This window comes from Paenibacillus lutimineralis (genome assembly GCF_003991425.1).
Classification (GTDB): Bacteria; Bacillota; Bacilli; order Paenibacillales; family Paenibacillaceae; genus Fontibacillus; species Fontibacillus lutimineralis.
On sequence record NZ_CP034346.1, the window covers coordinates 3,760,619 to 3,787,055 of the forward strand.

Here is a 26,437-nt window from a genome sequence, read left to right on the forward strand (position 1 = left end):
AAGGCCTCAAAAAAATCTAACGAAACGTGGTAGCGTTATTCTTTGAAAAAAGCGGGGATAAGCCCGAATTTTGCTTAAATAGCGATATGGTGTTTCGTTAGATTTAAAAAGGCCTCAATATTGCCTAAATAGCGTGTCACAGTTTCGTTAACGGGATTATACCACCAAAGGTACGAGCGTGTTGCCACTAGCCTCTAGCCACTAGCGCCCAGCTCCCAATATCTGCCCCTTTATAACTGCATCAAAATTTGCGGATCCTTGATTTTGTTATCTTCGGCTAGCAACACGACCTTGGACAGTACTTCAGCCGTTCTCGGGTCCTCATCCATAAACGGCAAGAACAACCGTCCGCGATGCTGAGAGTGCACTGGAATAATGTTCAATGCCCCGGTTCCTTGTTTGTATGCTATGCCACTACCAAGATGAATAGCGTATTCCCCAAGCTTGCCTTCGATGTGAGCAAAATTGCCGTCCAGTCTCACCTTATCCAGCTTGAGCAGACGTAAGGACTCCTCCACGATCACTTTTCGCAGTTCGATCGTCGTCAGGCTCGCCTCCGGATCCACGCCTCCGACATGCGCTGTGCTGACAACAAGATCGATGTCTCGCATCGTTTCTGAGAACAAGATCGGTGGTACCTCAGCTATAGGAATATGTTTATACGTTTTCCGGTCGAGGAACTCCACCGCCTCCAACGTCGGAGCTTCTGTATCCGCAGGCGAGAACCAATCCGCCATCGCATAGACCGTAGCGATAATATTTTCCCGATAATGCACCTTTTGCAGGCCCGATTCGTAGTTGACTGTCCAACCGCGTCCGCGCAACAGCGCTACCGTCTTGCTTGGCTGTACCTGGTGCCCGGCATAACGCTGCGATCCAGTCTTGCCTGCTCGTTCATCTTCGTTCACAAGATACAGCTCGCGGAATACTTGCTTGAACGGCTGCCGGATGCCACGGGAGAACAAATCGCGTTGATAGTCGCTCCATTCGCCGCTCTCGTAAAGATCCAGTGGATGGGCAATCGTCAGCTGATCCTTGTCTGCAAGCACCCAGGCATCGCCGGACGGTTCAACCAGTCGCAAAGTACCATCCTCTGTTGCCGTGAAATATCCAAGCTGCTGATCCGCTTTGAACACTAACGCAGCAACTAGCGGACGTAGCACCGGACTCGCTGACAAGGCCGCCAGTTCACTAGCGCGGAAATAACTTTGCTCTGCCATAGAACGCTCTAATTCCCGCTTTGCACGACGGTATTGATCTGTCAACTCCGTCTTAGCTTGCTTGAGCTGCTCAATATAAACGTTCTTCTTGAATCTCGCCGGTACCGATTTTAGCAACTTCCCTTTGCTAGTTACTTCTAATTCGGCTTTACCTTCTTCGTCCACCGTCAGGTGCACATTTGTATCTGTATCCAAAGCGTATGGCTCAAAAAGACCGGCCAATTGCTCCAGCATGCGAGCTTCCATATCCCAAGTCAGCCGAATCACATCGGCGTATCCAGCGCTACGAGCCAGATTGCCAAGTGCAATTTGCCCGGCCGTACCTTCGCTCGCACGCCGCTGTGCACCGAATCCCCTACTCTGCTTTAAGAATTCCTGAATAAAGTTATATCTCTCGCGTAAATCCTGCTCCGGATTAGATGCAAACGGGATCAAACTGTACGCCAGCAAATGCTCCTTATTCCGCTTATCGATGACGGATCTCTTCATGTCATCGAGACGCAATTGTCCGAGCACGGCATCGGCAAACAATTGTGAGCGGCGGTGATTGGATCCTGCGGAAATATACTTTGCGCAATCATATAACTGGCGGAAGCGTTCTTCACCTATGGTGCGATATGCTTCATTAAACCAATTGACGTCAAATGCTCCATCGTTAAAGTCCTGCGGCGTAATCGGTGAGTAATGGGCGACAATGGTCTCCTTTTCCGCTGAGAAGCTCTCATTGATATGGGCATGGAAATACCAAGCCGCGCTGCGAAGCCCCTCCCAGCCCAAATACTTGGCTACAATTTCGATCCATTGCGGTGCATACATAGCAGCTTCAAGCAGAAGCTTCTCCGTGATTCCCGTTCCCTGGAGCAATTGCCCTAGCTTCTCCTCATCCTCCCCATCACGCGGATAACAAATCTTCAGGAGATGGCTGAGCGACTCCTTCTTCGTCGTCTGGTTACTGTAACCATAAATATATCCACGAACAAACGTCTCACCGCGCAAGCTCGTCAGTATACGGATCAATGGTTCCATACCATAAATACGCTCGAAAGACATCGTGAACTTAGTGGCATCCGTTGACAAATCGCCGCGAGCAAGCTCAATATCAAGTAGACGAGATACGATTCGCTCACGCAGCTCGATCAGCTGCTCTTGTCGATTCACCAGTGTATCCCGTGGTGAGGTCAGCTCACGCATGTGACTACGTGCATCCCCGCCAAGTAATTCCTTGAACAATTCGTTCTCTCCGATCAACTCCAGCAAAAATGCTCTGAAATATTGGTCTACATCAAGAATCGAATAACGATCCTCCTCATCCATTTCTCCTCTCCGCAGATCATATTGAACCGCCGTTCGGAAGAAAGAGCGGAATGACTCCACATCATGGACACGGCTCTGCAAAATGGAATACAAAGGATCTGCCGCCACTAGCCACACGGGTTGATCCTGCTTCTCCAGCTGTTTCACATCGCTCGTCATCACTTTGATCAGAGCGGCTTCCGCCAACTCATACGTGTCGCCTCTCTTGCTGTCGATAAAGCAAGCAGACACCAACGTCATCACCTGTTGGGTATATCGCAGATCATCCAACATTTCCAATACTTCCAGGATGCTCTCCAGCGGCAGATGCTGTTCCAGGAATTGTCTCCGTCCGCCCTCTAAAAGCTTGGTCTTCCTCATTAGATCGTAGTCAAAAACATCGGAAAAATGACTGTAGAATGAATCTACTCCATACTTCAGATTTTTCATTTGCAGAGTGAGATGAAGTCCCATTAGCTCCTGTGTGCTCACTCCACTCTCTTCATAAAACTTCTGCCACTTCTCAGCTAAAGGATAATGCTGCAGTTCACTTCCTGTCTCGAAGTGATCGTGATCCAGCACCTCCCTCCAATTCTTGTACGATATAGGCCTTAACTCAGCTCCGATGAGCTTAGATTCTTTATGGCCACTGTAATACTCAACCTCGTATTCGGTATCACGATATTCATGCACCAACTCATCCAATCCATGCAGAAACTTGCTTGCTCGTTCTGTAGAGACCATCAAAATTTGCCTCAGGTCTACCCCAGATACATCTCGCTGCTCCAGCAGCCAAGCCTCCGTCTGCTGCGGATCGTAAAGACCAAAGCCGTTCTCGGCGCTAAAACCGTTGTCCTGCTTCAATTTATCAAGCAGCTGTCTTTCCTTAGGCGACGGACTCGTGATGCGATCTGCCCACGGCTTCAACTGTTCGTATTGCTCCGCGCGATCCTGATCGTCTTTGAGCTCTGTTAATAATTCAAGTCCAGCAAGACGCTGCAACTCACCTTTAGCCAACAACAGCCGTTCTAGACTTAGGGACAGCAATTCTCCTGGCTGATGCAGGAGGATATCGATGGCATTCTGCCGTAGTGATCCTGTCTTAAGCTTAAGCAAGTCTTCAACCAGCTTCTGCTCGTTCCCATGCAATGTCAGCTTCTTCACTTGGCGTAGCGCATGCTCGCGATTGGTCATGCTCTTATCGGAGAGGGAAGCGAAAATAAAAGCCCGCTGCTTCTCAGAACTAGAATCACCTGCGAAATAATTGATCAAATCGCCCCTCAGATCTGGACTCATTTGCGCAGACATATCAATCAGCTCGGCGATCCACTCAGAGTCCATATCGTAAGCGGTCAAATATAACATTTTGCGCAGTACCAGATCAGAGGAATAGTGGAATCCCGCAAAATCAAGCACTGCCGATACGCCCGATTTCTCCTTCACTGGAACCGCTTTGAGAATCGCTTTGAAACGCTCAAATTCCTGCTTTCTTGTTACCTTATCTTCCAACGCAGGCGTGCGCTTGACCTTCAGAACACGCTGCTCGATCCCGCCAACATGCCATTCATATTCATAATCGTAGCTATAGTTCTGCAATATCCAATACAACAGCTCCGGATCATTCTCATTCAAGTTGTTCCGAGCAATTTCAAACTTCACGGCCTGGTTCTGACTGTTCGCCAGTACATATTGAGCGACTACCTTCTGATAGTACTCACCGTTCTCCATCAAATACTTGATCTGTTCCGGAAGTACCTCTTCCTCATGAACAGCGGAAGCCCAGAGGCTAATGTATACCTGATTGGCATTTGCGGAAGTAAGCCACTCTCGACGCTGCTTCTCATCAGTAAGCGCGGTATAAGCCTGCAGTAACAGTTGGCCTGCCACACGTTGATTTGCTGCTTCCAGCCCCATGCCGGTCCAGGTACCAAGAGCACGCACAATCGAGCTGAACCGGAACAAGTCGTGATCCAAAATAACTTTCAGCAAATACAAATTCGCCTGTAGCGTACCCGCATCCATCTGCTCGGCAATCGATTGGCGAAGTCCTTCCTGCAGCCGTGCTGCGATAAGCAACTCTCCAACCATCGTATATACATCCTCGCGATGGCTGATCAGAATCCCCTTGATCATTTCAGGCTTAAGGAGAGCCGTCTGGTTATCGCCATAAATGATCTCTCTTAGCGTCTCTTCTACCCAGCCATCACCATGGTCGAGTTCATAAGCAATCAAATCTGGAATCACTCGATTGATCCAGTAGATCCGCTCGATGGTATAATCCGGTTTAGTCAGGTAATCCCGTAGCGAAAACTGCAAAGATTCGGCAGCGAAGAGTTCTTTGATTTTGCCAAGAATCATGTTCAAATGGACTTCAGGCCGCTGTGTTCTGAACGGTCTCCGGTAATACCCACTCGCATACGGAAACTCAACCGCATGCCGGATAATGTAATTTACCATTTCTGCCGTCTTCTCGTCAGTCAGAGCAAGCATCGTTTGCTCAAGCGGATCATAGAAGCTATCCGGCCGTTTGCCACTGAGCCTAGTCAATTCCTTATACAGTGCCATATATTCATCACTATCGGAATTAATATAAGGCTCACGAATGAGCTTGTATAATTCCCGAACCACCGTATCCTCGCCTGCCTCGGTCTCTTTGACCCTAGCTTCGATCGCTGTCCAATATTGTTCTTCCTGAGTCAGAGCCTTCATAATCTCCCTCCATGTTCACCATAGTCCTCCCGCCAGCATCGTAAAGCGCATAAATACGATACGATCCCCTTCCTGGGTCGCTAGTGGAGCATCCAAATCCTCAATTTCCGTCTCATTGATAAACACCCGATACAAGCCATCTGCGAAAGCAGTCAATGCCGCACTCACCGCTTGCTCAGGATCAGCCTGCCTATCATCGTAAACCGTTCCAAAGCCTACCTTGCCCTGTTCTGCGCTTTCCCCGATCTGCGTCTCCGTTATGTAGGGAATTACATTCTTCTCAGACTGGCGTTCCTTAAACGCCTGAACTCCCCCTTCCACAACCCCGGTAATCAATTCTCGGAGGGTTTGTGGAATGCCAGGCAATTCAAGCTCTTGGGCCACAAGCTCCTTGCGTTTACCCGGTTTTTTCACTGTTACGGTCAGTTTCATCTGCATTTCCCCCCTCACTTACATATTCCACTGACATATGATCCGATTCCCTATTTGGAACAATATGTATCGAAAAAATTCATATGCACGAAATTCATTACGTCCTATTCCTATACAGAAATTAGCTAAACAAAGCGTGATCCTGATTCAAAAATAGTATAATGCTTGGCAAGTTATGTAATCAATTTCTATCATTCACGGGAACGTTAAACAATCCTTTGGACCCAGGTTGGTTAGTTGGATTTACCTAGCCTTCTCTTGCAACTGTTGTCACAAATAATCGAAATTAACTATATGGCATCATATATTTTCATAGAAACTTTCTTGAGTAGTAAAACGTTAAAATAATAAGGTTGCTGGAAGCCACGCTTACATCTTTACTTGCGGGTGATTCCCTCTTTTCTCGAACTGCATATCTTACATATTCGAAAGGAAGTCCAAACGATGAAAAAAATCATTGCCTTATCTCTGTCCGTAGCTCTTTGCACAGCTTTGGCCACTGTGTCGCTCATTCCCGCTTCTTCCACAGCGCATGCAGCGGCAACAAAAGAATTAGTTCAAATTTCGAAGCAAGCCCAATACTATGGTGAAGTCACAAACGGAGCACCTAACGGACGCGGTACGATCCATTGGGGGGACAACAAGCAATACTCGGGCGATTTTGTGAATGGCAAGCGCGAAGGCAGCGGTAAATATATCAATGAATATACGCAGGACGGCGATCAGCATAAAGTGGTCTATAACGGGGCTTGGAAGCAGGATAAAATGGAAGGCAAGGGAACTTTGACTCATAAAGTGATCCAGGAAGACGGCGAGGTCATATGGAATGAAATCCAAACGGGTACATTTAAAAACGGGGTGCTTCAAAATGGTTATGATGTGATTCACGCCCAGGCAGACCCGGATTATAGCTTTACCTATAAAAATGGAAATGAGAAGCTGGAAATCCTGGGTACAAATTCCGGACTAAAAGAATCACTGCAAAAAGGCACACTGTTCAGCATTAAATACCGTAACGGCTCGATCAATAAATTATATTCAAGCTTTCCAGCAGATACTAAATCCGAACAACGTAAATTAGACGATGCATTGAAGTACTTAAAGGGGATCCAGAAGAAGCTGAACCCTCACATGGATGAATTCGAACGTTTGTCCAAACAAGTACCGCTGAACTAACAATATAACTTGATCTCCAATATAGAAGCTGCGCAATTAAGCGCAGCTTCTATTAGATTTGATACGGATATCCACGCCCCCAATATTACAAATCCTTTCATCCTGCCATCTTCCTAATCCAGCACCGCAGCTGTGAAGATATAAGCACGACCATCCGCATTTAGAACCTGCGGACCGTCATCTAGTTCAGCCAGCCCCTGTTCCCAATGAATATGCCCACAGCAGACTAATGGGACAGGAGCCCCCTCCAGCTCTTCGAAAATATCCGGGTTGCCTGGTAGTCCATGCGCTTCGATCTTTGGGCTTTCATGAAGCAGTAGAATATCAGGCCCCTGCCTGACAAGCCGACGCAAGGTTTCCAGATAATCAGCTTCCGCGATGCGGTTAGGTTTGTCCGTCCTGCCAATGATCCCTCCTAGCCCTGCTATGGTCAGCCCGCCGTATGTAAACTTATCTACATCAGAGAAAAAATGAATTCCTGCCGTAGAGGATAATTCGTCTATCCCCGCCTTCGTCAAGAGATCATGATTCCCAGTAACGCCTGTCACGAACCCGAAATATTTGCGGAAAGCTCGCCATACGGGAAGTGGATCGCCGCTGGCCCCCCTTCGGGCTAGATCTGTAAATAAATCGCCGCAAAGGCATACCATCACCTTGGCCGGGTCCAAGTCCGGCAAATGGATTTGCAGCAAGAGCGCCAGCATCTCCGCTAGTTCTTCGCCCAGCAGCTTCTGCGCGCCTCTCGCAGATTCCACCACTTGATTAGCTTCCTGGCCCTCTACACTACTATGCCCCGCGATCCCCTGCAAATCAGAAGCGATAACCAGCGCATCCCATTCTTCCGGCAGCCCAATCATCTCACCCCAATAAATTGGGAGCCATTCGTAGGATATGCCTGCTCCTCGGGAAGCGGCAGTGATATAAGGAATTCTCTCCAAGGGTTCTCGGGCGATGTCTACAATTTGCAGCGATCTCTTGCTATGTTTCTTCATCGCAATGCCTCCTGCTAAGTCCTGTTACAGATAGCGGCCGAAATAGTACTCTACCTTTTCATGTGAATACCCGTCTTCCCCTCTCCAGGTGGCCATCGACATAAAATCGGTCCCCCGCCCGCGCTCTTTACGGTAATCATCCTTCGATTCCAGCAGGCCCGCATATCCCCAAATCTCCATGATTACGTCACGTTCATTCTTATTCGCAGGAAAAATATCTTTCCATCGTTTCTCCAGCTGCCGAGCGGCATCCTTATCTTCGCAAGAATCAATGGCTTCAATCATTCGCTTTAAGATTTCCACATCTGCATCACTGACAGTAAACGGATCTTCCTTGCTAAGACATTCAAGGTCCAGCAGGCAGTATACCAGCCAGTTCAAGCGGATGCCTCCCCATTTCACCCGTTCGAAATTCTGAACATTCAGACCCTCATTAACATACTCCTTATTTGACATCAGTTTATGGTCGTTACAATCCCCGCAAGCGCTGTACGACCGCTGTTCCGCTGGCCGCTCAGCGTAAGTATGCATAGGCAGATCATAGGTAAGAGCCCAGCTTGACAAAGCGCTTCGCAAATGGACTTTTCGCGTAGACAAGCTATGCAAAAAAGCCTCAACAATAACATCTTTTGTGAGAACTTCTTGATGGAGCTGCCGCAGCCTTTGCACACATTGATCATGCGACAGGTTTAAGGGGTCGAACATGAGTCCGTGGCTCTTGGCATACTGAAAATCTTCCTCTGTATAGGTATATCCCCCTCTTCTCCAACCTCCAGATTGCCAGAAGGTATCGAACAGGATTTTCTTCGCTTTCCGATCCATAGATAATAAATATCTCCTTCCTTAGCGCCGATTTGCCTTATTTCGCATAGAGATCCGATTCAGCTTTGCTGGTACGTTGTCGCCGTTATCCGGTCCTTGGGACAAATAAACATATAATAAATCCCCTCACCGTAATCCTCCAAATCCGACCAATCCAACTGTCCGATAAAAAGCATACTCCGGCCACAGCATGGACAATTCGGGTATCCGGCATCTTGTACCCAACCCGGATATCCGCCGAATTTGGAATGGGAATCCAACTCCCATACCGCGGCGTAGTAAGCAGAACGAGGGATGCTGGATAACATCAGTTGCGGACCAACCAGCAAATACTCTCTGCTGTATTCTTCTAATTCAATGTCGGGCAAGTAATCGGGCTTCCGGTTATATGCGCTCCAGCTTGGCGCACCGTCTCCATCCAGTTCCATATAAATAACGCCATAACATCCACAATTCACACAGGTATCCACCTGCAGCCGCTCCCAGGACAGGTTCAATCTGGCCAGTGCCGTATGGGTCGTATCCACATCGATCAGTCTAGTTAATTTCCCGCTGCACCACGAGCAAGCCGCAGCAGCATGTCTTAAAAATCCAGAGAACATCTGTTGAACTGTGGAATCGCGCTGGTCTTCCATTTTCTCAACAGCATAGCTACTCCCTTGAACCAGGTTGCGGCGTTGCCCAGAATCCGACAGCTCCCAGCCCGCTTCCCGGGCGTACAATGCTGGAACGACGTACAAATGCTCTGCCCACTCCGGAGGCTTCATCCGCCATTCTTGAAAGCGGCGAACGACTTGTTCATCCCCAATCCAGGCTAAGGCAAGCAGAATAAAATTCCTATTTTCGTCATCCCATTCTACCTGATCCAAGAGCCGGTCCCGAACATCGGGTCCAGCGTCTTTATACAAAATTCCTGGATAGTATAGCTCGTGTTCCAAGAGGAGCGGCAAGCAGCCGGCGATCGATTCGTTACGGAAGCTCACAAGGGAGGATAGAATGTCACGGCTCGTATCTTCATCTCCTGATACCAGCAAATGAGACGCATAAGCGGCCATGCTCTCCGCTTCACTAGGAGACAACGACGCGTAAACCTGTTCTTTGCTGCGTGGATATGGAGTGTATTTAATAAGCGGATCATATTGCAGGGGGCTGTGCATGATTTTCAAAATTTCCACCGGATCATTCAGCCCTTCATACAGATTCACCGTTTTACGATGCTGTTGAATATAGGCTTCCCGCTTCCTCCGCTCTTGCTCCTGGTAGCAGGGCATGCAGTATCCTCCCGTTTTAGCAGCTGTTGACGGTAAAATCATAGCCGCGCAGCCTTCGCTTTGACATGGAACTTTTTCCGTCATACTTCCTCTGCCCTCCTCCTAATAACTTTAGGAATTTATTGTTTTACAGCTGCGAGCCATGCTTCCTTGACCGAGATCGGGCTTTTGCTACTGTTCTGCCCGTCCCCTTCTTCCGACCACAGCGGCGGGTAGTAACTCAGTACTTGATCGGACTCCAACTGCCTGACTTGCTCCTGCCAGCCTTTCCAGCGGAAGGTTTGGTAGAACTGCTCCAGATCTCCATCGGCCAGCCACGCCATAAATCCGGAATAAGCTAGCTCGGTTGACTCCCATTCCAGCGTGTCCGGAGCAAAATAATAGATTAGACCGGTACCTTCATATCGTCCTGTATCCAAGGCGAAAAAACCGCCTGCAGCATCGTAGGCTACAACCAGCATTCCCTCCAAGGGAGCAAACTCTAGATCATTCTTATGAAGTCCATTCCAAGAAGTCAAACTGCCGCATATTTCAGCTCTACCAGCTCCAAGCAGAGTAATCCATCCTTCATCAAACAAGATCCCTCCGGTCCGGTAGGCGACACTCCCTAAGTAGGATCGGGTGCTCACTTGCAAAGCGTATAAAGTCTCCTTAGCTGTATCTAACTCTGCTGGTATAATTCTGTAGGTATTTGCACTGTCTTTCAGCATTTCGCTAAGTTCGACCCATGAATCATTTTCAGCATCTATAAGTTCTTCGATGGGTTTTTTAGATTCATTTAACATGGTCCTCTTGTTTCACCTTCTTCTTGATTCCTTCGGTCAGGCTCTTCCAGACTACTTATCTCATCCAGGCCAGCAGTATCTGCAGCTTGTCCTTGAGTGGCGATGTTTCTTTCTTCGCACGCTGCGCGAGCTTGCTGCGGCTGCCAAAAATCCGGTAAAGAACGTATTCACGCTGATAGTCTTCCTTTGCTGCAAGCTCATGCACAAGTGCGTCCGCCAGTTCCAGGCTGTCGATGACGATATTTTTAACTGCCCCTGCCGACTCATTGCCTCCCAGTAAGATAGATATCAACACTGGCATCTGTTGCACGGAAAGCCCATGTGCTTCCACAAAAGCCTCCGCATATCCGTCCTGAACCGATTGATGCTCCGTATCCACCAATTCCATGTACCGCTGCACGAGCGGGTAATAGACTTCGCTGTACAATCCCAATCCAAACACTGCATAGGTTCCGGGCATTGCCGACTTCTCGCCGGGCTCCACATCCCCGTACCAGGCGAATTCCTCCAAAGCAGCTTCCACATATTTCGCTACGCGCGGAAACAAGTCTGGGTACTGGACGCAATTGGCAAAAAATTGATGCTGCTGCGATTTCGCCAGCTTTTTAACCGGTAAATAGTTTTTGGCTTTGCTTCGTAACGTAAGCTTATAACCTTTGGGGAATCCTTGTTCCAACAGCGAGATGACATAATCCAGCGCTTCGCGGTAGGCCGCTTCCTCTTCAGACGCAATTCGGATGTCGATCGTCTGCAAAATATCATTCGCTTTGCCTTGGAACAAGCTGCCTTGCCGCATGCTTTCATACCGTCCGCTGCCCTGCTGCAAATAATTTGCTGCCTGTTCCGATCCGAGCTGCTTGGCAAGTTCAAGATATTCCTTGCGAGTGTCCGGCTTTTTACGGCCAATCTGCAGCGCCGCATATAGGAAAAATTCTATTGCATCGGCATTCGGCAGGCTAGCCTTGGCTCCTTCTTTAAGCAGCCATTCATGCCCGAAATTCCCGGTTCGGTCAAAATACCGCTCCAAAAACTGTTTTTCCGCCCACTCTCTTAAGGCTGAAGTATACTGATAGGACCACTGCTCCAAACGGCTGCGGTTCGCACGATGCTTGTCGTTCAGACGCTGAATTAACGGATCTATAATGTCAGATTTCTGCGCAAAAAACTGCGGATTAAGTAAATGGCGCGCAAAGAAAAACTCATCGTCTTCGTTCGGTCGCACTGGCAGCTCTGCCAGTACCTTGGATTGGATAAACGCAGCGAGTTCCTGCTTCAGCACTTGAAGTTTATGCTCATTGATTAGCACCTCTTGACGGTGCTGCGCGGCAGACCCCCGCTCCAATTCCAGAATCAGTTCCATTCGGTAATCGAAAAACCGGCTGCCATATCGATCGGATTGAAAAGTCTCTTCTACTTGCGCACGTAAAGCGGAATAAAGTTCCTCCAACAGCGCTTCATCCTTCATTTCCAGCAAACCTTCAATATAAGAACCTGCTTCTACCGTATAAGAGCTATCGCTCCAATCAAAGGGTTCATATAAATCGATATATATCGTTCCGTATCCGCCGCCTTGCTGTTCGTTCTTCCACGAGACTTTAAAGTAATCGTTCACCCCAGCCTGAAGCCGGCTACGATTTTTTAACTCTTGAATTCTTTTGCTTTCCCGCTCATAGACCGGGATAATCTGACTCCATACATCGTCAAGAAAAGCTTCGACATATTGATTCAAACGCAACTCTCCCCTTATTGACCTACGTATAGGCTTACTACTTCATCTCCTGCTTCTCCCTTGTTTATGTCAGCCGATCGTCTCGACGACGTTGCCCTCTTGATCTTTAATATGAGTCTTTATGATTTGGAACAAAAGCCCTGGCAGTGAAGCCAGTCCAAACTCGCTTTCCAGTGGTACCAGCCTTTGACTGAGCTCGGTGGCAGCTTCTTGATTCAAACGAATACTGACTTCCTTATCCTCCATACGAAACTCGGCACTTTCTCCTGGCTCAAATACAACACGGATTTCTTGACTCACAAGGGTAAGACTTCTTTGTTTTAATATCCGTCCACGCAGCAGTTTGCCAATGATTCCAGCCTGCTTCGCTCCGAGCTTCACGCGATCCGGCTGTTTGTTGAACCATCCTTTCTTCCCTGGCTCCCAGCCCAACTGATCCACGAATAAAAAGCCAGTATTAGAGCCTTCCTGCTCTATCCCCTGTTCAACCGCCTCAGCAATCGCCGGAACCTCTAAAAGAGAATCACGCGTTAAATCCGTAACATAACCTGGAATCTGTGCCAAGCCTGCTTCAAGCACGCCTAATGTATTCCAAGTCTGCATGGCCTCAAGCTCATCGACTGTAATGCCAACCATTTGAATAAATTCCAAATGACCATTCGGTGTCTCAATCGTCGGTAGTTCCGGGTCGAGTGTAAAAGCAAGTGCGGTGAGTAGCGTATCCGCGCCAAGGCAGATGGGGCCATTGGCATCCAAATAATCACCGGAGCGGAACACATTGCCGCTGCCGAACACGTATCTCCCCATATTTTGCAGCAAATTGAGCGCCCATGCGGGAGGCTCTTCCTCGTCTTCATTCCGCACAAGCCGAAATGTAAGTTCAAACCCGTAACCGCTGTACTCCGCATTCTCCAATTCTTTCTCATACAGTTCCGAAAATCCATACGTGACAAAATGCCAATGTGGCACTGGCGTCTCGCTTTTGTAGGCGCTAATACCATCGAGTGGATCCTCGCCTCCAAGTGAATAGGGAATCATCGTCCCATAATGCTTCAGCTCTTGCTCCCCGTAGATTTTACCTAATTCCTGATCAATCGCATCCCAGCCGGATGTATTTTCTTCTACTTCTTCGCTCATCACTTTGCCTCCTATGTATTTATGACTAATTGAATATAAGATCGTGTTCAGAAAGATCGGTTTTCTTATCAACACTGGGCTTTTTGAACTACCTTTAAATTACGGTAATTTTCGAACGCGTTGCTTGGGCTTTTGAGTCCGCCAGGCCACCAGAATCCCGGCTTCGCCTAATATCTGATTCACAACCGTAAGATGTTCAACCGGTATTTCCCATACGAAATGACTGCCGAGCGGACGGAGCGACCCTCGTTCTTCGTCATCTTCAATCCAGTCTCGCAAGGTCGGGCCATCTCCCTGCCCCGCGATATGAATTTTCATATGCTTCTCACTGAGAAGATTATATGGATACACCATCCGCAACATGCTTTCTGTGTATCGACCCTGTCCCTGATAGGTTCCTGGCGCTTCGTGAATAAAAGCGAAGCCGTTCTCATAAGGAAACATGGTGGCACCGTTTTCTCCCGCCGCGTAGTACATTGCTTTCGTAATTCTATCTACCGTATATACAATGCCGTATGGTACATCAAACCGCTGTGCAGCACTGTTAGTCCACTCCGTTATCGCTCCATATATCTCTTCAAGCTTACTGTCGCAATGGGCCCCGATATGCGGAAAACTACCATATTCACCGGTCTGATATGTAAAAGCAGCGTCCCAGGGTCGCCCTCCACGTACATCGCTGTAAAGCCAATAAGAACTTGTCAACCCGTTCTCGATCCTTGCCTTTAGTTCCTCCAAGGATACCTCGAATAGATCATGATCCCCTTCATGGTCCCCATCCTTTATATGCTCATAATAAGTGGCTCCGGTAATCGGCATGCCAATGGCATCAAAATAAGACTTCCCGGCTTGCAAGGCATCCAAAGGATGAATATGAAGAGTGTCGTAAAGCGAAACTCCTGTGCACAAAAATAATCACCTCCTATTCAGGCTCAGATGTTTTTCTAACGAAACTACAAACCGCTATTGCCTCAAATACAAGCTAAAATCGAATCTAACGAAACTACAGAACGTTATTTAGGGTAAAAACAAGCACTATGCCCCCATTTTAGGTCAATAGCGATACCCCGTTTCGTTAAAATTTTCAGATTTCCTTTCTAGCCCCCATAGCGATATCTAGTTTCGTTAGAACTCATGTTTTGGGTACTTCTACTCAGAATTACATGATCAACACCTCTTTCTTTATCAACAACTTTATTCCGCCGCTACCTCGGTAAGCAGGTTCGATTCAACCTGTTTGCTTAACCAATGTTCATCGGTTTGAACATGGTTTTTACGGACGAATTTGGCTACGGACCGTTTGAAATCCTCATACGCAAAGGCAGATGCCAGCCTGACAACGTATCCTTCTTGTTCTCCGCCGCAGCGAGACTGTGTGGTATAACACGCCTTAGCCGCTTCCTCGCTCCAAATTCCTCGGTACAGCACAGGAACTGTCGACAAATTGAGCCGTGCCGCCAAATCTACTGTCTCATCCCAAGACAGGCAAATATTGTGCTCATTCCATACGGAGAACAGCATGAAATAACTTGGCAGAGCCGAATAATACAGGGAATGCTTCGCGTACACATTCTCACCGCATAACCGATGTCCTTCCGGAATCAGGTATTTAATGCCGCCATGCAGCGTTTTTACGTAATGCCGGGATGAATGGTCCTTACTGTCCAGCGATCTGGCATGAATGAAATCTGGATACATGGTCGTATTTTCGCCGTCCATTTTTTCAGTAATAACGACTTCTCGCCCTACAAAATGATCGGTATTTCGTAAAATCTTATCATCATCGGTATACCCGCGCGACCATGGCAGATGCATCGTTTTCGGATATTTGATTTTCATAGATCAATCACCTCTTTTCTATCAGGATGCTGCAGCATCCTCATTTAGCAAAGGAATCTGCTTCGGCAAAAAAAATAGAGCTCCGCCAGCCGATCCTCGCCAAGCAAATGATAAATTCGGGACGCACCAGCATCACCGCCGTGCAAGATCTCCATATGGAAGCTGACCATATTCACAACATGCAGAATAAAATCGTCTTCATAGCCAAGCTCATTCAGCACATGGCAAGCTATCATTGCAGACACATGCTCGTGCCCGTAATACGAGTAGTACCCGCGCATCTCTTTCCATACTTTGCAGAACGGTTTACCCGCGTCGTGGAATACAGCTGCAAGCTGCATCGCCAGCAAGCTGTCGCCTTCATAGAAGACATTGATATAATCCAGGACGGCATAGGTATGCTCGGATAGGGTTTTGGAATGATGCGGATTCTCTTGATCATATCCCAGCATGACCCGAAAATGGGGCGAACTTGCTAAATAAGCAAACAGTTCATCATGCCCCGCCTGTTCCGCAAGCAACTGCTCTAGCCTGGGTCGATCGAGATCCGTCTCTGCCGTAGCATGAATCAGATGCAATGCTTGAAATCCTTCACCTAAAACAGGGAATTCGAAGTTTTTGGCAAACTTGGTGAGCACCGTGTCGCTGATCCGTCGCTTTCTTCCCTCGATTCGTTCCTTTGCTAGCGCAAAAGGAGTATCAAAAACGTGGCACTGGACCGGGAAGTCTTTGAAACGTTTCAAAAACTTGAGACGCCGATCCCGACTGACATTCGTGGCATCAAAGACCACATTTCTGCCCGTCCCAAACGCCTGCTCTATCTCTGCAAAGGCCTCATCAAAAACCAAATACGTGTTTTTCTGCTTCGACTCGCTGCCGAACAATCTTTCCCGAATGGAATCGGTCGCTACCAGCACTGCTTTTTCCCGCTTGGTTAATTCTTTGGCATAATAGCTTTTCCCGCTACCCGGAATACCGACCAGCATATGAATCACACTCATCGCTATATCACCTCCTTTCCAGCAGCCCTATGATCAGTATATAGGAAGCATTTTACGAAACACACGGGACCTGCGACGCATCGACCTCGGCCTTTTCACCTGAATTTTCCTGTTTATGGTCTGTATGGTCCTACTTTCATGGTATAATTTGACGAATCTATAATGAAAAGGGGATTAGCCATCCTATGAGAAGAATATTTCAAAATTCACATAGCCATAAAACCTGGGAAATCGACTATGACGGGAACCGCGTTGTCATGTCCAATAATGGAGGCAAGCCTCGCGAGAAGTTATTCGTCGATTCCGGTCAAGCGGCGAAATATGCGGAGAAAGAAATGTGGAGTAAACTTAAAAAGGGCTTCATTTATAGAAATTCCGAAGCTGCGCCGGGCACACCATTGTTCCACCTTTATATCGGGGCCGGTTACACCGGTTTTATGCCGCTGGCTGCTATTGCGGATACCAACCAGTTCTATGCTGGATATGTGGTCGGCCAATTTGAAAAGGAAGAAATCTATCATCTGGACGAGCATGGGCAAAAACAGGTTACTTGGGAGTTGGCAGGTAATCATTTGATCTATGATATGTTTTATTGTCTGGAAGCGGGCAAGCTTCTCATTAATGACAGCCATAAGATTTCAGGAATATCCATGGATGGAAGCGTTCGTAGCTACACTTCATTTACATATCATAACAGCACGCTCTCCCTTTCGGGAAACCGTGGGCTTTGGTACGATGGATCTCATTTATTGATGACAGATCTTCTGACGCAGGAACGCCTGTATCGGACTGAGGCAACACCAGAAATCGTTAATGGTCACAGTCCCCAGCTATGCGCCGCCTTATCGCGAGACGGGCGCTTAATGGCCTACTGTACTCATCCTGATGATATTATCATTTGCGATATGGAGACAGGCTCTGCACATTCGATAGCCAAGGACATCAGTGCTATGACCACAGCCATGGATTTTTCAGCCGATAACCGCTACTTATTTACCCAAGAACAATACGGCTCATGGGAACTTGCATGCTATGATATGAACACTCTAACAAGACGGTCGGAGTGGAAAACCGATCATGTTAGAAGCTTCGCCGTACATCCGACCAAACCACTACTGGCCATATTTAGCTTCGGAAAGGTTCAACTCTATCATACAGAGTCCTGGCAGCGAATACTCGAATTCAAGCCAGAACATGTCGTGAAGAACTGCAAGCTGGTCTTTACTAAAGATTACTTGGCGTTGTATTCCGATTATGGTTGCATAAGCTTGTATGCCATCTAACAATTATATATCCACATTTTTTGCTACCAAAGCCAGTTGAACTCGAAAGCGCACAATAACGAGAATCAACGATCAGGTTCTCCCCTGTCACACGAAACTGCAGCAATTAGGCGCAGGAATCCTGGAACTAGCGAATCACACTTATCAAGCGGTCAAAAACGACCGTTAGAGTAGGGAAACAGCAAATTCGCTCTTCTAACGGACACTTTTGACCATTAGAAGCAAAAAAGACGGTTTTCTGCGACATCCCCCCTTGTAATGGACATAATTGTCCGTTACAAGGACAGGGTACAAAAGGATCAACGCTAACGGTCAAAAATGTCCGAGTAATCAGGCCAAGACATGGGAATGCCCACATTTTTGGGCATGCAAAAGGGGCGTCTCTAAGTCGGAAAACCAACTTTTGAGACATCCCCCTGTTATTGCTGTGTTGTCCGGCATTTATGCGCAAGTCTGTTTCCTGCTTCCCGTCTGAACCTCCGTTTCACGGATCTTTAACAGATAAGGCAGCAATGAAATAAGTCCCAGTACAGCCAGGATCACACCAACCCATAAAGGAGAAGTCAAACCAAAACCTTGATCGATAGTGAATCCTCCGAGTGATGAGCCTATAACAATACCTAGATTGATAATGGAGACATGAATCGTATTAACCAATGATCCCGCATTGGAGGAGCGTGTAACTCTGGTCGTCATTGCCGGATTCATTGGCACTCCTGCGAGCCCAATGACGATCACAGCCATCACTACGATTACTGGGTGATCAGCCAACAAGCCAAATATAATCAATGCGGAAGTGAGCATAATCAAACCTGTAGTTAATATAGGCATCATATATCGGTCAGCAAGCCTTCCTGTGATGATATTCCCGATGACTGTTGCCACCCCGTAGATGCCAAGCAAAAGCGGGACAGTCTGCTCTCCAAAACCAGCAACATCGGTCAGGATTGGTGAAAAATAACTGAATGCCGCAAAAGCCGCTCCAATAATCAACATGCTAGTCGTATAAGCGGCCCACAAGTGACGATTGTTGAAGTCTTTGAATTCTTCCCATATACTTACGGATTCTGCAGATGGCGATGAAGGAATGAGCCATTGTGCCAGAATTGCGGACAATAGTACCAGAACATCGACCGCCCAAAAGCTTGCGCGCCATCCAAAATACTGATCGCACAGCATCGCAACAGGCAGACCGATCGCAGTAGCCACCATTAAACCGCCTAGAACGATGGATGCTGCACGGCCGCCGGACTCCGAACTTACAAGCGTTAGAGCTAGCGCAATAGAGACCCCAAAGCAAGCAGATGAAGCGATTCCGGTAATTACCCTCGCTACCATCATTATCTCATAGTTTGGTGCTAGGGCTCCCAAGGTTTGGCCCGCAAAGAAGACAATAGCAAGCACCATAAAAGCTTTTTTACGCGGCACCTTATACAATCCCACTGTAAGAAGCGGCCCCCCAATAATCATTCCGGCGGCATAGGCGGAAATAAGATATCCAACTGCTGCAATCGAGACTCCGAAATCCCTCGACAATGAAGACATCATTCCGGCGACCATAAATTCTGAGGTGGTCATGGAAAATATCATGAGGCCAAGTACATAGATGACTAACGGCACGCAAACAACAACTCCTGTCAATATTTTATTTTTGTATTAATCAGTACAAAAGTAAACAAAAAAATTCTATTCGAATTAGATCATTATCAGATGAACATTTTTTATAGATAATCAGACACTTTTGTATTATTCAGTACAAAATTGTACAAAAAATATATGTGGACTTTTCTCTCTAAAAAATGGAATCTAGGGTTCCGTCAATGATCCTTTTCGCCAAAGTGTAATTCATCGTAGCTGGAAAAATAACGCGAAGTCCATAATAGCTGCTAAGTATCATTCCGGCAAGCTCTTCAGTTGATTGCTCTTTTGATATTTCGCCCGTATCCTGGCCCCTTCGGATGGCTTTCCATATCGCTTGTTCCAGTAAATCTACATGTTGCTTGAAGATCCTCTCGACGACTGGGTCGCTCTTTGCCCTTTCACCCGCCGCATTAATCAGAAGACAGCCTCTACTGTCATCTTTCTCTCCCCTTGGAATCTCCCACTCCAATAACGAGCGGAGACAGTCCTTTACCGGGCCCTCTTGCTCCAATATTTCGATTTGCGCCTGAATACCCACTTCATGATAACGCCGAAGGGCATGCTCATACAATTCGTGCTTGCTGCCAAATGCGTTATATAAACTTCCTCTGCCGAGTCCAGTTTGCTTACAGAGGTCATCCGTTGAACAGGCTTCATAGCCATTCGTCCTGAACACTTCCACAGCGGCATCAATAACAGCGGTATCTTTAAACTCTCGAGGTCTTCCACTTTTGCTCATAAATCAGCATTCCTTTCTTAAGATTGAACTGTAATTAGAATACGCATTTTGTACTGTTCTGTCAAATATACCTCAAGCTTAGTCCCCTGCGAAAAAAATCGCAGGGGACCCCTTTGTCTTGAACAAGTAGTTTGGAAACCGCGCAGTCTTCTTAAGATTGAATCACAATCTCTCCAGTTGCTTTGTTCCATTTTAAATCGATTCCCAGACCTTCACAGATCATCTCGAGCGGGAACAGGGTCGAGTTGGACATAGAGATGATGTTGGCCGGAGCCTCCGACTTTTTGCCATTGATGTATACCTCGCCTGGCTTGCCTTTGTTTATGGATACCGTCCGGCTGCCATAAGTGAAGCTCCACTCCGTGTAAGAACGCGGGACAGCCTTCGGATCGTTCGCCTTCACTTCTTTGCGGGTAATGGTTATGCCCATCGCTTCAAACACACTGGTGTAGGGAACGTATAATTGATTATCCACTACACCTGAGGTGGCATAAAAACTGATGTCCTCACCGTTCACTTTCCAAGACAGAGCTTGCTGCACTGGAGTTATCAGCGCCTCCGAGCGGTTATATTCCGAGCCACTGCCTGAGGCAAGCCCTGCGTTATAACCATTAGACCAGGCCAGGAACTCCCCTTTTTTATTTAAGGCAAAGCCTGTCTGCCCCGTCGTTCCCCATATTGCCGAGATGCCTGTCAAACCTTTGATCTGAAATGGCTTGGCCTTGCTGCCAGAGTTGTAGTTCCACTGCCAGACAGTACCGTCCTGCTTAAGAGCATAGAGCCGGTTATAACCTGTCTGGATATCAGAGATCTCTTTTAACCCACTGATAGCCGTGAGTTTCTGATTCTTCTCGTTCAATTGAAGTACAGCTCCATCCTTACGCAGCACGAAGATGTCTCGCCATGATATAGCTACGCGTGATATCTCCGATATGAGAATCTCTGGTGCCTTTATCTCATTCACAGTCCGATACCTTCCGTAGAAGTCATTATATATATTTAGCGAGCTCAACTTGCCATCCTGATCCAGAAGCAGTGCTTTCGAGCCCATAATATGAACTTCTTTAATCCCTGTAACTCCTTTTAGTGATACATACTTCATCTGCTTTTTATAATCAGAATCATAAAAAACATGCCACAATGTAGCCGTACCGTCTTTATGCACTGCGATTCCTGCGGAACCGTTCGTACTGATGCTTGCCACATCTCTTAGACCTTCAAGCTTAGATGGAAGTTCCCTTTTTTGATATGGTAGTACAGGATCATCGTTCACATAACCGGAATATCCCTCTCCCCATGCCCATACCTCCCCCTCAGCCGTCACAGCATATGAAGTACTCTGCGCTGCCGCAACCTGGGTTACATGCGCAAGTCCTGCGATCTTCTTTGGTACATATTGATGAATGCCTGTACCGTCCCCGACCTGGCCGAACTTATTGTATCCCCATCCGGTAACGGAACCATCGCTCCAGGCTGCTACTCCAAATAAATCTCCACCAGCGGCGCTAACAACATGAACCGGAGAGTCCGCCTTCACTTCGTGACCGCCCGGCCATAAGCTGCCGATAGCCAGGAAGGCTATAATGAACCATTTTCCGAAGATATCCCTTCGCTTCATCCAACTTCCTCCTTCAATACTATCAGATATTCTACCAAGCCATAATACCATATATTGGGTGTCAAAAATATAAAAAAGCCTGCAAATATGCAGCAATTTAACCAATATTGCCACCTTAGAGATCAAATCCCTGCGATAATGCAGTTTTTGAGTTTGGCTAAAGGTTTCAAGTTTGGATGAGGAATATCCATATAAAAGAGACAGCCCCCATTGTCTATTAAAACAGGGAACTGTCTCTCATAAATTAAGTAGACTAAGAAATTATTTAAATTCCGGCAGCCAACTGCCATGCGCTTCAATCAGATCGTCACAGAGCGAGACGATATCATCGATCGACAACTCGGCAGAGGTATGCGGATCAAGCATGGCGGCATGGTAAATATGCTCCTTGCGTCCGGTTACGGCTGCTTCAATGGTCAACAGCTGCGTGTTGATATTTGTCCTGTTCAAGGCAGCCAACTGCGGCGGCAGCGCTCCTACATAAGTTGGAGTAATCCCAGACGCATCCACCAGACATGGTACTTCCACGCAAGCTTCGGACGGAAGGTTCGTAATTAACCCGGTGTTCATCACATTGCCGCCGATCTTGAACGGCTTGTTCGTCTCGATCGCTTCCATAATGTAAGAAGCATACTCATGAGTTCGGACATGCTCAATGCTCTCGCTGGCAAACAGCTTCTCGCGCATTTCCTTCCAGCCTTTGATCTGTTCAATACAGCGACGAGGATACTCGTCAAGTGGAATATTGAAGCGTTCGATCAGCTCAGGATAGTTGCGCTTGATGAAGTAAGGATGATACTCGGCATTATGCTCAGACGATTCCGTGACATAATAGCCGAAACGCAGCATCAGCTCAAACCGCACCATGTCATGATGTTTCTCCTTCTGTTTCTCCGCCGCCCGGCGCTTGATCTCGGGATACAGATCTACCCCATCCTTTGTGACTTCGAGCAGCCAGGCCATATGATTAATTCCGGCAATTTTGGATTGAACCCCTTCATGATCCATGCCTAATGATTCAAGCAATCCTGGTACACAGACCTGTACGCTGTGACACAACCCTACAGTGCGGATTCCGCCGACAGTATTCATCACATTCGTTAGTACCGCCATCGGATTCGTATAGTTCAGGAACAAGGCATCGGGGCAGACCTCCTGCATATCCTGAGCGAAATCAAGCATCACCGGAATCGTCCGCAAATTGCGGAATATCCCCCCGATTCCTAAGGTATCTGCGATCGTCTGACGCAAACCATACTTCTTCGGGATCTCAAAATCGGTAATCGTACAAGGATCATAACCACCAACTTGGATCGCATTAACGACAAATTTGGCGCCTTTAAGAGCTGCCTTCCGATCATGGTACGCCTTGACTGTGCAACTGCTTCCAAGAGTCTGCCTCATACTATTCAGTAATCTCTCAGAATCGCTTAAACGCTCCTCATTTATGTCATACAAAGCCAACTCATAGCCTTGCAGAGCTTCCGTCAGCATGACATCGCCTAGCACATTTTTAGCAAAAACCGTACTGCCTGCACCTAGAAAAGTTATTTTGGACATTAACCATCGCCTCCATGTCATAATCTATCTCGAGTATAAGCGCAGACAGAATTAGGGAACATGGAGCAACCCATGATTTACATGTCATAATCCAATATCTATATAACATTTATAGCGATAAACCTGTGTCTTACCTGTTATAATATAATATATAGCTTCTACTCACTTCACGAACGGAGGACGTTGCTGCATGTCCCGAATCAATGTCACGATTAATTCCGCGATGCCGCCGGACCGGCTGGATCTTAACCTGATCTTCTTCGGCAAAGAGGAGTGCTTGCCTAATCATTCCTGGGGTCCAGGGGTACGTGATACCTATATTCTTCATCATGTTCATAGCGGTTGCGGTGTATTTCATAGCGGCAATCATAGCTATTCCCTATCCGCCGGGCAAGGCTTCCTGATCGAACCAGGAACTATTGTTCATTATGAAGCAGATGAGCTTGATCCATGGACGTATTCATGGGTCGCCTTCAACGGTCTCAGCGCTAAATCATTCATGAGACGTGCTCAGCTTGAAGCGTCCCAGCTCATTTATGATACGCCTCATAACCCTTATTTTGAATCCTTCTACGATGATCTGCTAGCCGTTCATTCCGAGCGAAGCAGTGATGTATTAAGCCAGAGCATACTTTATCGGCTAATTGCCGAGCTCATATCCTGTTCTGAAACCTCTTGCGAACAGTCCAAGCCTTCTCCCTCCAGAGATACTTATATCCAGCAAGCGATAGGTTTTATTGAGAGCAATTACAGTCAGAAGATTACGATTCAGGATATCGCCGCCTTTGTTGGTCTGGACCGGACCTATTTATCCAGTCTGTTCAAGACCAAATACGGCAGCTCCCTGCAGAGCTTCCTCGTGGAATACCGAATGAACCGAGCGACTGAATTGCTGGCTAACCCGGCGTTGTCCATCAGCGACATATCGCGCTCCGTCGGCTACACAGACCCATTCATTTTCTCGAAGATGTTCAAGAAGGTCATCGGACAATCCCCTAAATATTTTCGCGGGAACTAGGCGGCAGGAAGCTGTACAACACTTCATCCAACTCTTGTTGCTCCATCTCCCCCAGCCAGGATTGCTGAATATGGAGATGACAGCTTCCGCTTCCGTGTAAGTAGTTATATATGATCTGAGCCTGATCAATCTCTTCTCGACTTATTTGAACCAGGGCCTCATCAGAGTCTGAATCTATCTTAAAATATTGCAGGATTCTCGATCGGATCTCCGCCGCTAATAACACTCTCTGTTGTCCATCTGCAGGGAGAGCATATTTTTGACTAAATAAAATGTGGTTCTGTCTAATCAGGAAAAGCTTGATCATAGCATCGTCAATATACTCATAGACGACGGTGCTAAGATTCTGCGCTGAGAATTCAATTACTTTTCTCTTACTTAACAGAAAGTTCACGGATTCTATATGATCTCTCCATCTCGCAGCCGCTTCAAATTCAAAGCTCTCTGCGGCCATTTGCATGCTCTGTTCCATCTCATGAAGAAGAGCTGAACCGGAGCCTTGAAGCAAACTCACGATACGATCCATGATCCGCTCATACTCCTGCACTGCCTCCCCGCCGAGACAGACTCCAAGACATAGCCCAAGAGAATAATTTAAGCATGCCCTCCCAGCTAACGGCTGACTGCAAGCAATGTGATAACACTCCTCAATACTCTGAATGGCTCGCTGAACCGAATGTTTACTGGCTGTATAAGGGCCGAAATACATACTCTCGCCGTCGCCACCTGGGGTGTCAGTCACTTCCATGCGCCGCAGGCCGGCCTTATTCCGAATCGCTACATAGGTATAAGCGAGCGGATTCTTCATCTTCCTGTTGTACATCGGCTTCAGCTCTTGAATCAGTCTGCACTCCAGCATAAATGCTTCAAATTCTGTATCGGTATTGCGATACTCCAGCTCAGCGATATGGGCGACCAACTTGGCAATCTTCGGCGAATGAGACTTTGAATTGTGAAAATACGACTGAACCCTCCGCTTCAGCTGTTTGGCCTTGCCAACATAAATGATCGTACCCCGGGAATCCTTCATCAGATATACCCCCGGCGTTAAGGGCAAATTTCTAACCCGTTCTGCTACATGCGTGTTCAACCCTAGTCTCCTCCAAATCTCCCAGCTTCTCATTATGTCAAAATATCATCCATTCTATAATCCGCTCTCATCTAATCCATGCTTATGTAGTAATTCTACTATTTCAATCGTTATAGATTAAGAGGTTATTATCGACAATATTGAATATAGAGGTAGCTATGAGAAAAATTAGCCGCAAAATCGGGAATACCAACATGTTGCTGGCCTTCATCATTTTTTTGCTGTGGATGATTGTTCTAGGGGCGCCCGGCTTGCCGTCGGTTTACGCCTGGTTTCTGTTAAAGCTTGTTATGCCGTTCCTCGGCTCCGCAGGCATGCTGATCAGTCTTGTCATTATTGCAATCAATCTATCTAAGGGAAGACGGCTTGCAGGTCGAATAATCACTTTTGGGCTATGTACGATTATGGCGCTGCATCTGCTCCTCACGTTGAATATCATTCTAATGCCGTACCCTGCGCAAGTCGACAGGACCAAACCTGCCGTTACCGCTACATGGCCTCTTGCCGGGCCAACGGTTGTCGGCTGGGGTGGCGATTCCACCCATACCAATCTTCCCCACGTCATATGGCCGTCGGAGCGCTGGGCATATGATCTACTGATGGAGCCATATAGTACAGGCAGTACTCATTTTGAAGATTACGGGATTTGGAACCAAGAAGTACTTGCCCCCGTATCCGGTACAGTCATCGCTGCATATGACGCTGAGCCTGATATTGAGCCTGGATCAGAAGATATACTATCAATGGAAGGTAATCATGTATATTTGAAAATGGATGAGACCGGAACTTATCTGTTGCTAAACCATCTTCGGCAAAATAGTGTCACAGTGCAGGTTGGGGACCAGGTTAAGCCAGGTGATGTCCTGGGTCGGGTTGGCAATAGCGGTTCAAGTTCTGAGCCTCATCTGCATATTCATCATCAGCGGCAAAATCCGTTGTCCACTCCTCATCCGATATTGGCAGAGGGGCTCCCGTTGTATTTCACAGGAATCGATGCAGAGCCTATGCCTGAAAAAGGAGATATCGTCCTTCCGCTTCAGTAGCACTAAATATAAAGACTCATATTCGTCGGGCCCTGCTGG

Annotated in this window: 20 protein-coding genes; 4 read left to right on the forward strand and 16 right to left on the reverse strand. The window is 47.3% G+C overall.

All coding sequences use genetic code 11. The features are described 5' to 3' along the window. Positions 1-230: 230 nt before the first annotated feature. Positions 231-5,222 (reverse strand): DUF4132 domain-containing protein, encoded by a 4,992-nt coding sequence (locus EI981_RS16595; RefSeq protein WP_126999981.1) that lies wholly within the window; start codon positions 5,220-5,222, stop codon positions 231-233. A 15-nt stretch (positions 5,223-5,237) separates the two neighbouring features. After that, positions 5,238-5,654 (reverse strand): hypothetical protein, encoded by a 417-nt coding sequence (locus EI981_RS16600; protein ID WP_126999983.1) that lies wholly within the window; start codon positions 5,652-5,654, stop codon positions 5,238-5,240. 444 nt (positions 5,655-6,098) lie between these two features. On the opposite strand from EI981_RS16600, the gene EI981_RS16605 reads away from it, so the two are divergent. Further along, a complete protein-coding gene (locus EI981_RS16605) occupies positions 6,099-6,830 on the forward strand; it encodes an MORN repeat-containing protein (protein ID WP_126999985.1) in 732 nt (243 codons plus the stop codon). A gap of 113 nt (positions 6,831-6,943) precedes the next feature. Here the strand turns inward: EI981_RS16605 and EI981_RS16610 are convergent, their stop codons facing one another. The 9 genes from EI981_RS16610 to EI981_RS16650 form a co-directional block, all read right to left on the reverse strand. Then, positions 6,944-7,822, reverse strand: a complete 879-nt coding sequence (locus EI981_RS16610) for a metallophosphoesterase family protein (RefSeq protein WP_126999987.1) — start codon at positions 7,820-7,822, stop codon at positions 6,944-6,946. A gap of 24 nt (positions 7,823-7,846) precedes the next feature. Continuing rightward, on the reverse strand, positions 7,847-8,644 hold the full coding sequence (locus EI981_RS16615) for a hypothetical protein (protein WP_126999989.1): 798 nt from the start codon (positions 8,642-8,644) through the stop codon (positions 7,847-7,849). Positions 8,645-8,703: 59 nt separating this feature from the next. Beyond that, on the reverse strand, positions 8,704-9,999 hold the full coding sequence (locus EI981_RS16620; protein ID WP_126999991.1) for a YwqG family protein: 1,296 nt from the start codon (positions 9,997-9,999) through the stop codon (positions 8,704-8,706). Positions 10,000-10,034: 35 nt separating this feature from the next. Continuing rightward, positions 10,035-10,700, reverse strand: a complete 666-nt coding sequence (locus EI981_RS16625; protein ID WP_126999993.1) for a DUF2625 family protein — start codon at positions 10,698-10,700, stop codon at positions 10,035-10,037. Between the two features lie 55 nt (positions 10,701-10,755). Next, positions 10,756-12,429, reverse strand: a complete 1,674-nt coding sequence (locus EI981_RS16630) for a DUF6138 family protein (RefSeq protein ID WP_126999995.1) — start codon at positions 12,427-12,429, stop codon at positions 10,756-10,758. Between the two features lie 69 nt (positions 12,430-12,498). Beyond that, the gene (locus EI981_RS16635) at positions 12,499-13,566 is read right to left on the reverse strand and encodes a suppressor of fused domain protein (RefSeq protein WP_126999997.1); all 1,068 of its coding nucleotides are present in this window, start codon (positions 13,564-13,566) and stop codon (positions 12,499-12,501) included. Positions 13,567-13,665: 99 nt separating this feature from the next. After that, complete coding sequence (locus tag EI981_RS16640; RefSeq protein WP_126999999.1) at positions 13,666-14,475, reverse strand: hypothetical protein; 810 nt, start codon at positions 14,473-14,475, stop codon at positions 13,666-13,668. Positions 14,476-14,760: 285 nt separating this feature from the next. Beyond that, on the reverse strand, positions 14,761-15,405 hold the full coding sequence (locus EI981_RS16645; RefSeq protein WP_127000001.1) for an RNA ligase family protein: 645 nt from the start codon (positions 15,403-15,405) through the stop codon (positions 14,761-14,763). 44 nt (positions 15,406-15,449) lie between these two features. Then, a complete protein-coding gene (locus EI981_RS16650; protein ID WP_227011468.1) occupies positions 15,450-16,406 on the reverse strand; it encodes an AAA family ATPase in 957 nt (318 codons plus the stop codon). A gap of 185 nt (positions 16,407-16,591) precedes the next feature. On the opposite strand from EI981_RS16650, the gene EI981_RS16655 reads away from it, so the two are divergent. Next, positions 16,592-17,689 (forward strand): WD40 repeat domain-containing protein, encoded by a 1,098-nt coding sequence (locus tag EI981_RS16655; RefSeq protein WP_127000003.1) that lies wholly within the window; start codon positions 16,592-16,594, stop codon positions 17,687-17,689. A gap of 441 nt (positions 17,690-18,130) precedes the next feature. Here the strand turns inward: EI981_RS16655 and EI981_RS16660 are convergent, their stop codons facing one another. From EI981_RS16660 to melA, 4 genes are all read right to left on the reverse strand, one after another. Then, positions 18,131-19,309 (reverse strand): MFS transporter, encoded by a 1,179-nt coding sequence (locus tag EI981_RS16660; protein ID WP_127000005.1) that lies wholly within the window; start codon positions 19,307-19,309, stop codon positions 18,131-18,133. 172 nt (positions 19,310-19,481) lie between these two features. Continuing rightward, positions 19,482-20,069 carry a TetR/AcrR family transcriptional regulator gene (locus EI981_RS16665; protein ID WP_127000007.1) on the reverse strand — a complete coding sequence of 196 codons (588 nt, stop codon included), beginning with the start codon at positions 20,067-20,069 and terminating at the stop codon, positions 19,482-19,484. Positions 20,070-20,220: 151 nt separating this feature from the next. Further along, complete coding sequence (locus tag EI981_RS16670; RefSeq protein WP_162616201.1) at positions 20,221-21,687, reverse strand: stalk domain-containing protein; 1,467 nt, start codon at positions 21,685-21,687, stop codon at positions 20,221-20,223. 261 nt (positions 21,688-21,948) lie between these two features. Next, entirely contained in the window at positions 21,949-23,247 is a 1,299-nt protein-coding gene (gene melA / locus EI981_RS16675; protein WP_127000011.1) for an alpha-glucosidase/alpha-galactosidase, read from the reverse strand. A 190-nt stretch (positions 23,248-23,437) separates the two neighbouring features. On the opposite strand from melA, the gene EI981_RS16680 reads away from it, so the two are divergent. Further along, entirely contained in the window at positions 23,438-24,265 is an 828-nt protein-coding gene (locus EI981_RS16680) for an AraC family transcriptional regulator (protein ID WP_127000013.1), read from the forward strand. On the opposite strand, the gene EI981_RS16685 is transcribed toward EI981_RS16680, so the two are convergent. Further along, on the reverse strand, positions 24,243-25,355 hold the full coding sequence (locus tag EI981_RS16685; protein ID WP_227011469.1) for a GIY-YIG nuclease family protein: 1,113 nt from the start codon (positions 25,353-25,355) through the stop codon (positions 24,243-24,245). The genes EI981_RS16680 and EI981_RS16685 overlap by 23 nt on opposite strands. 158 nt (positions 25,356-25,513) lie before the next feature. Between EI981_RS16685 and EI981_RS16690 the strand changes: the two genes are divergently transcribed. Continuing rightward, entirely contained in the window at positions 25,514-26,398 is an 885-nt protein-coding gene (locus EI981_RS16690) for a M23 family metallopeptidase (protein ID WP_227011470.1), read from the forward strand. Positions 26,399-26,437: the final 39 nt, after the last annotated feature.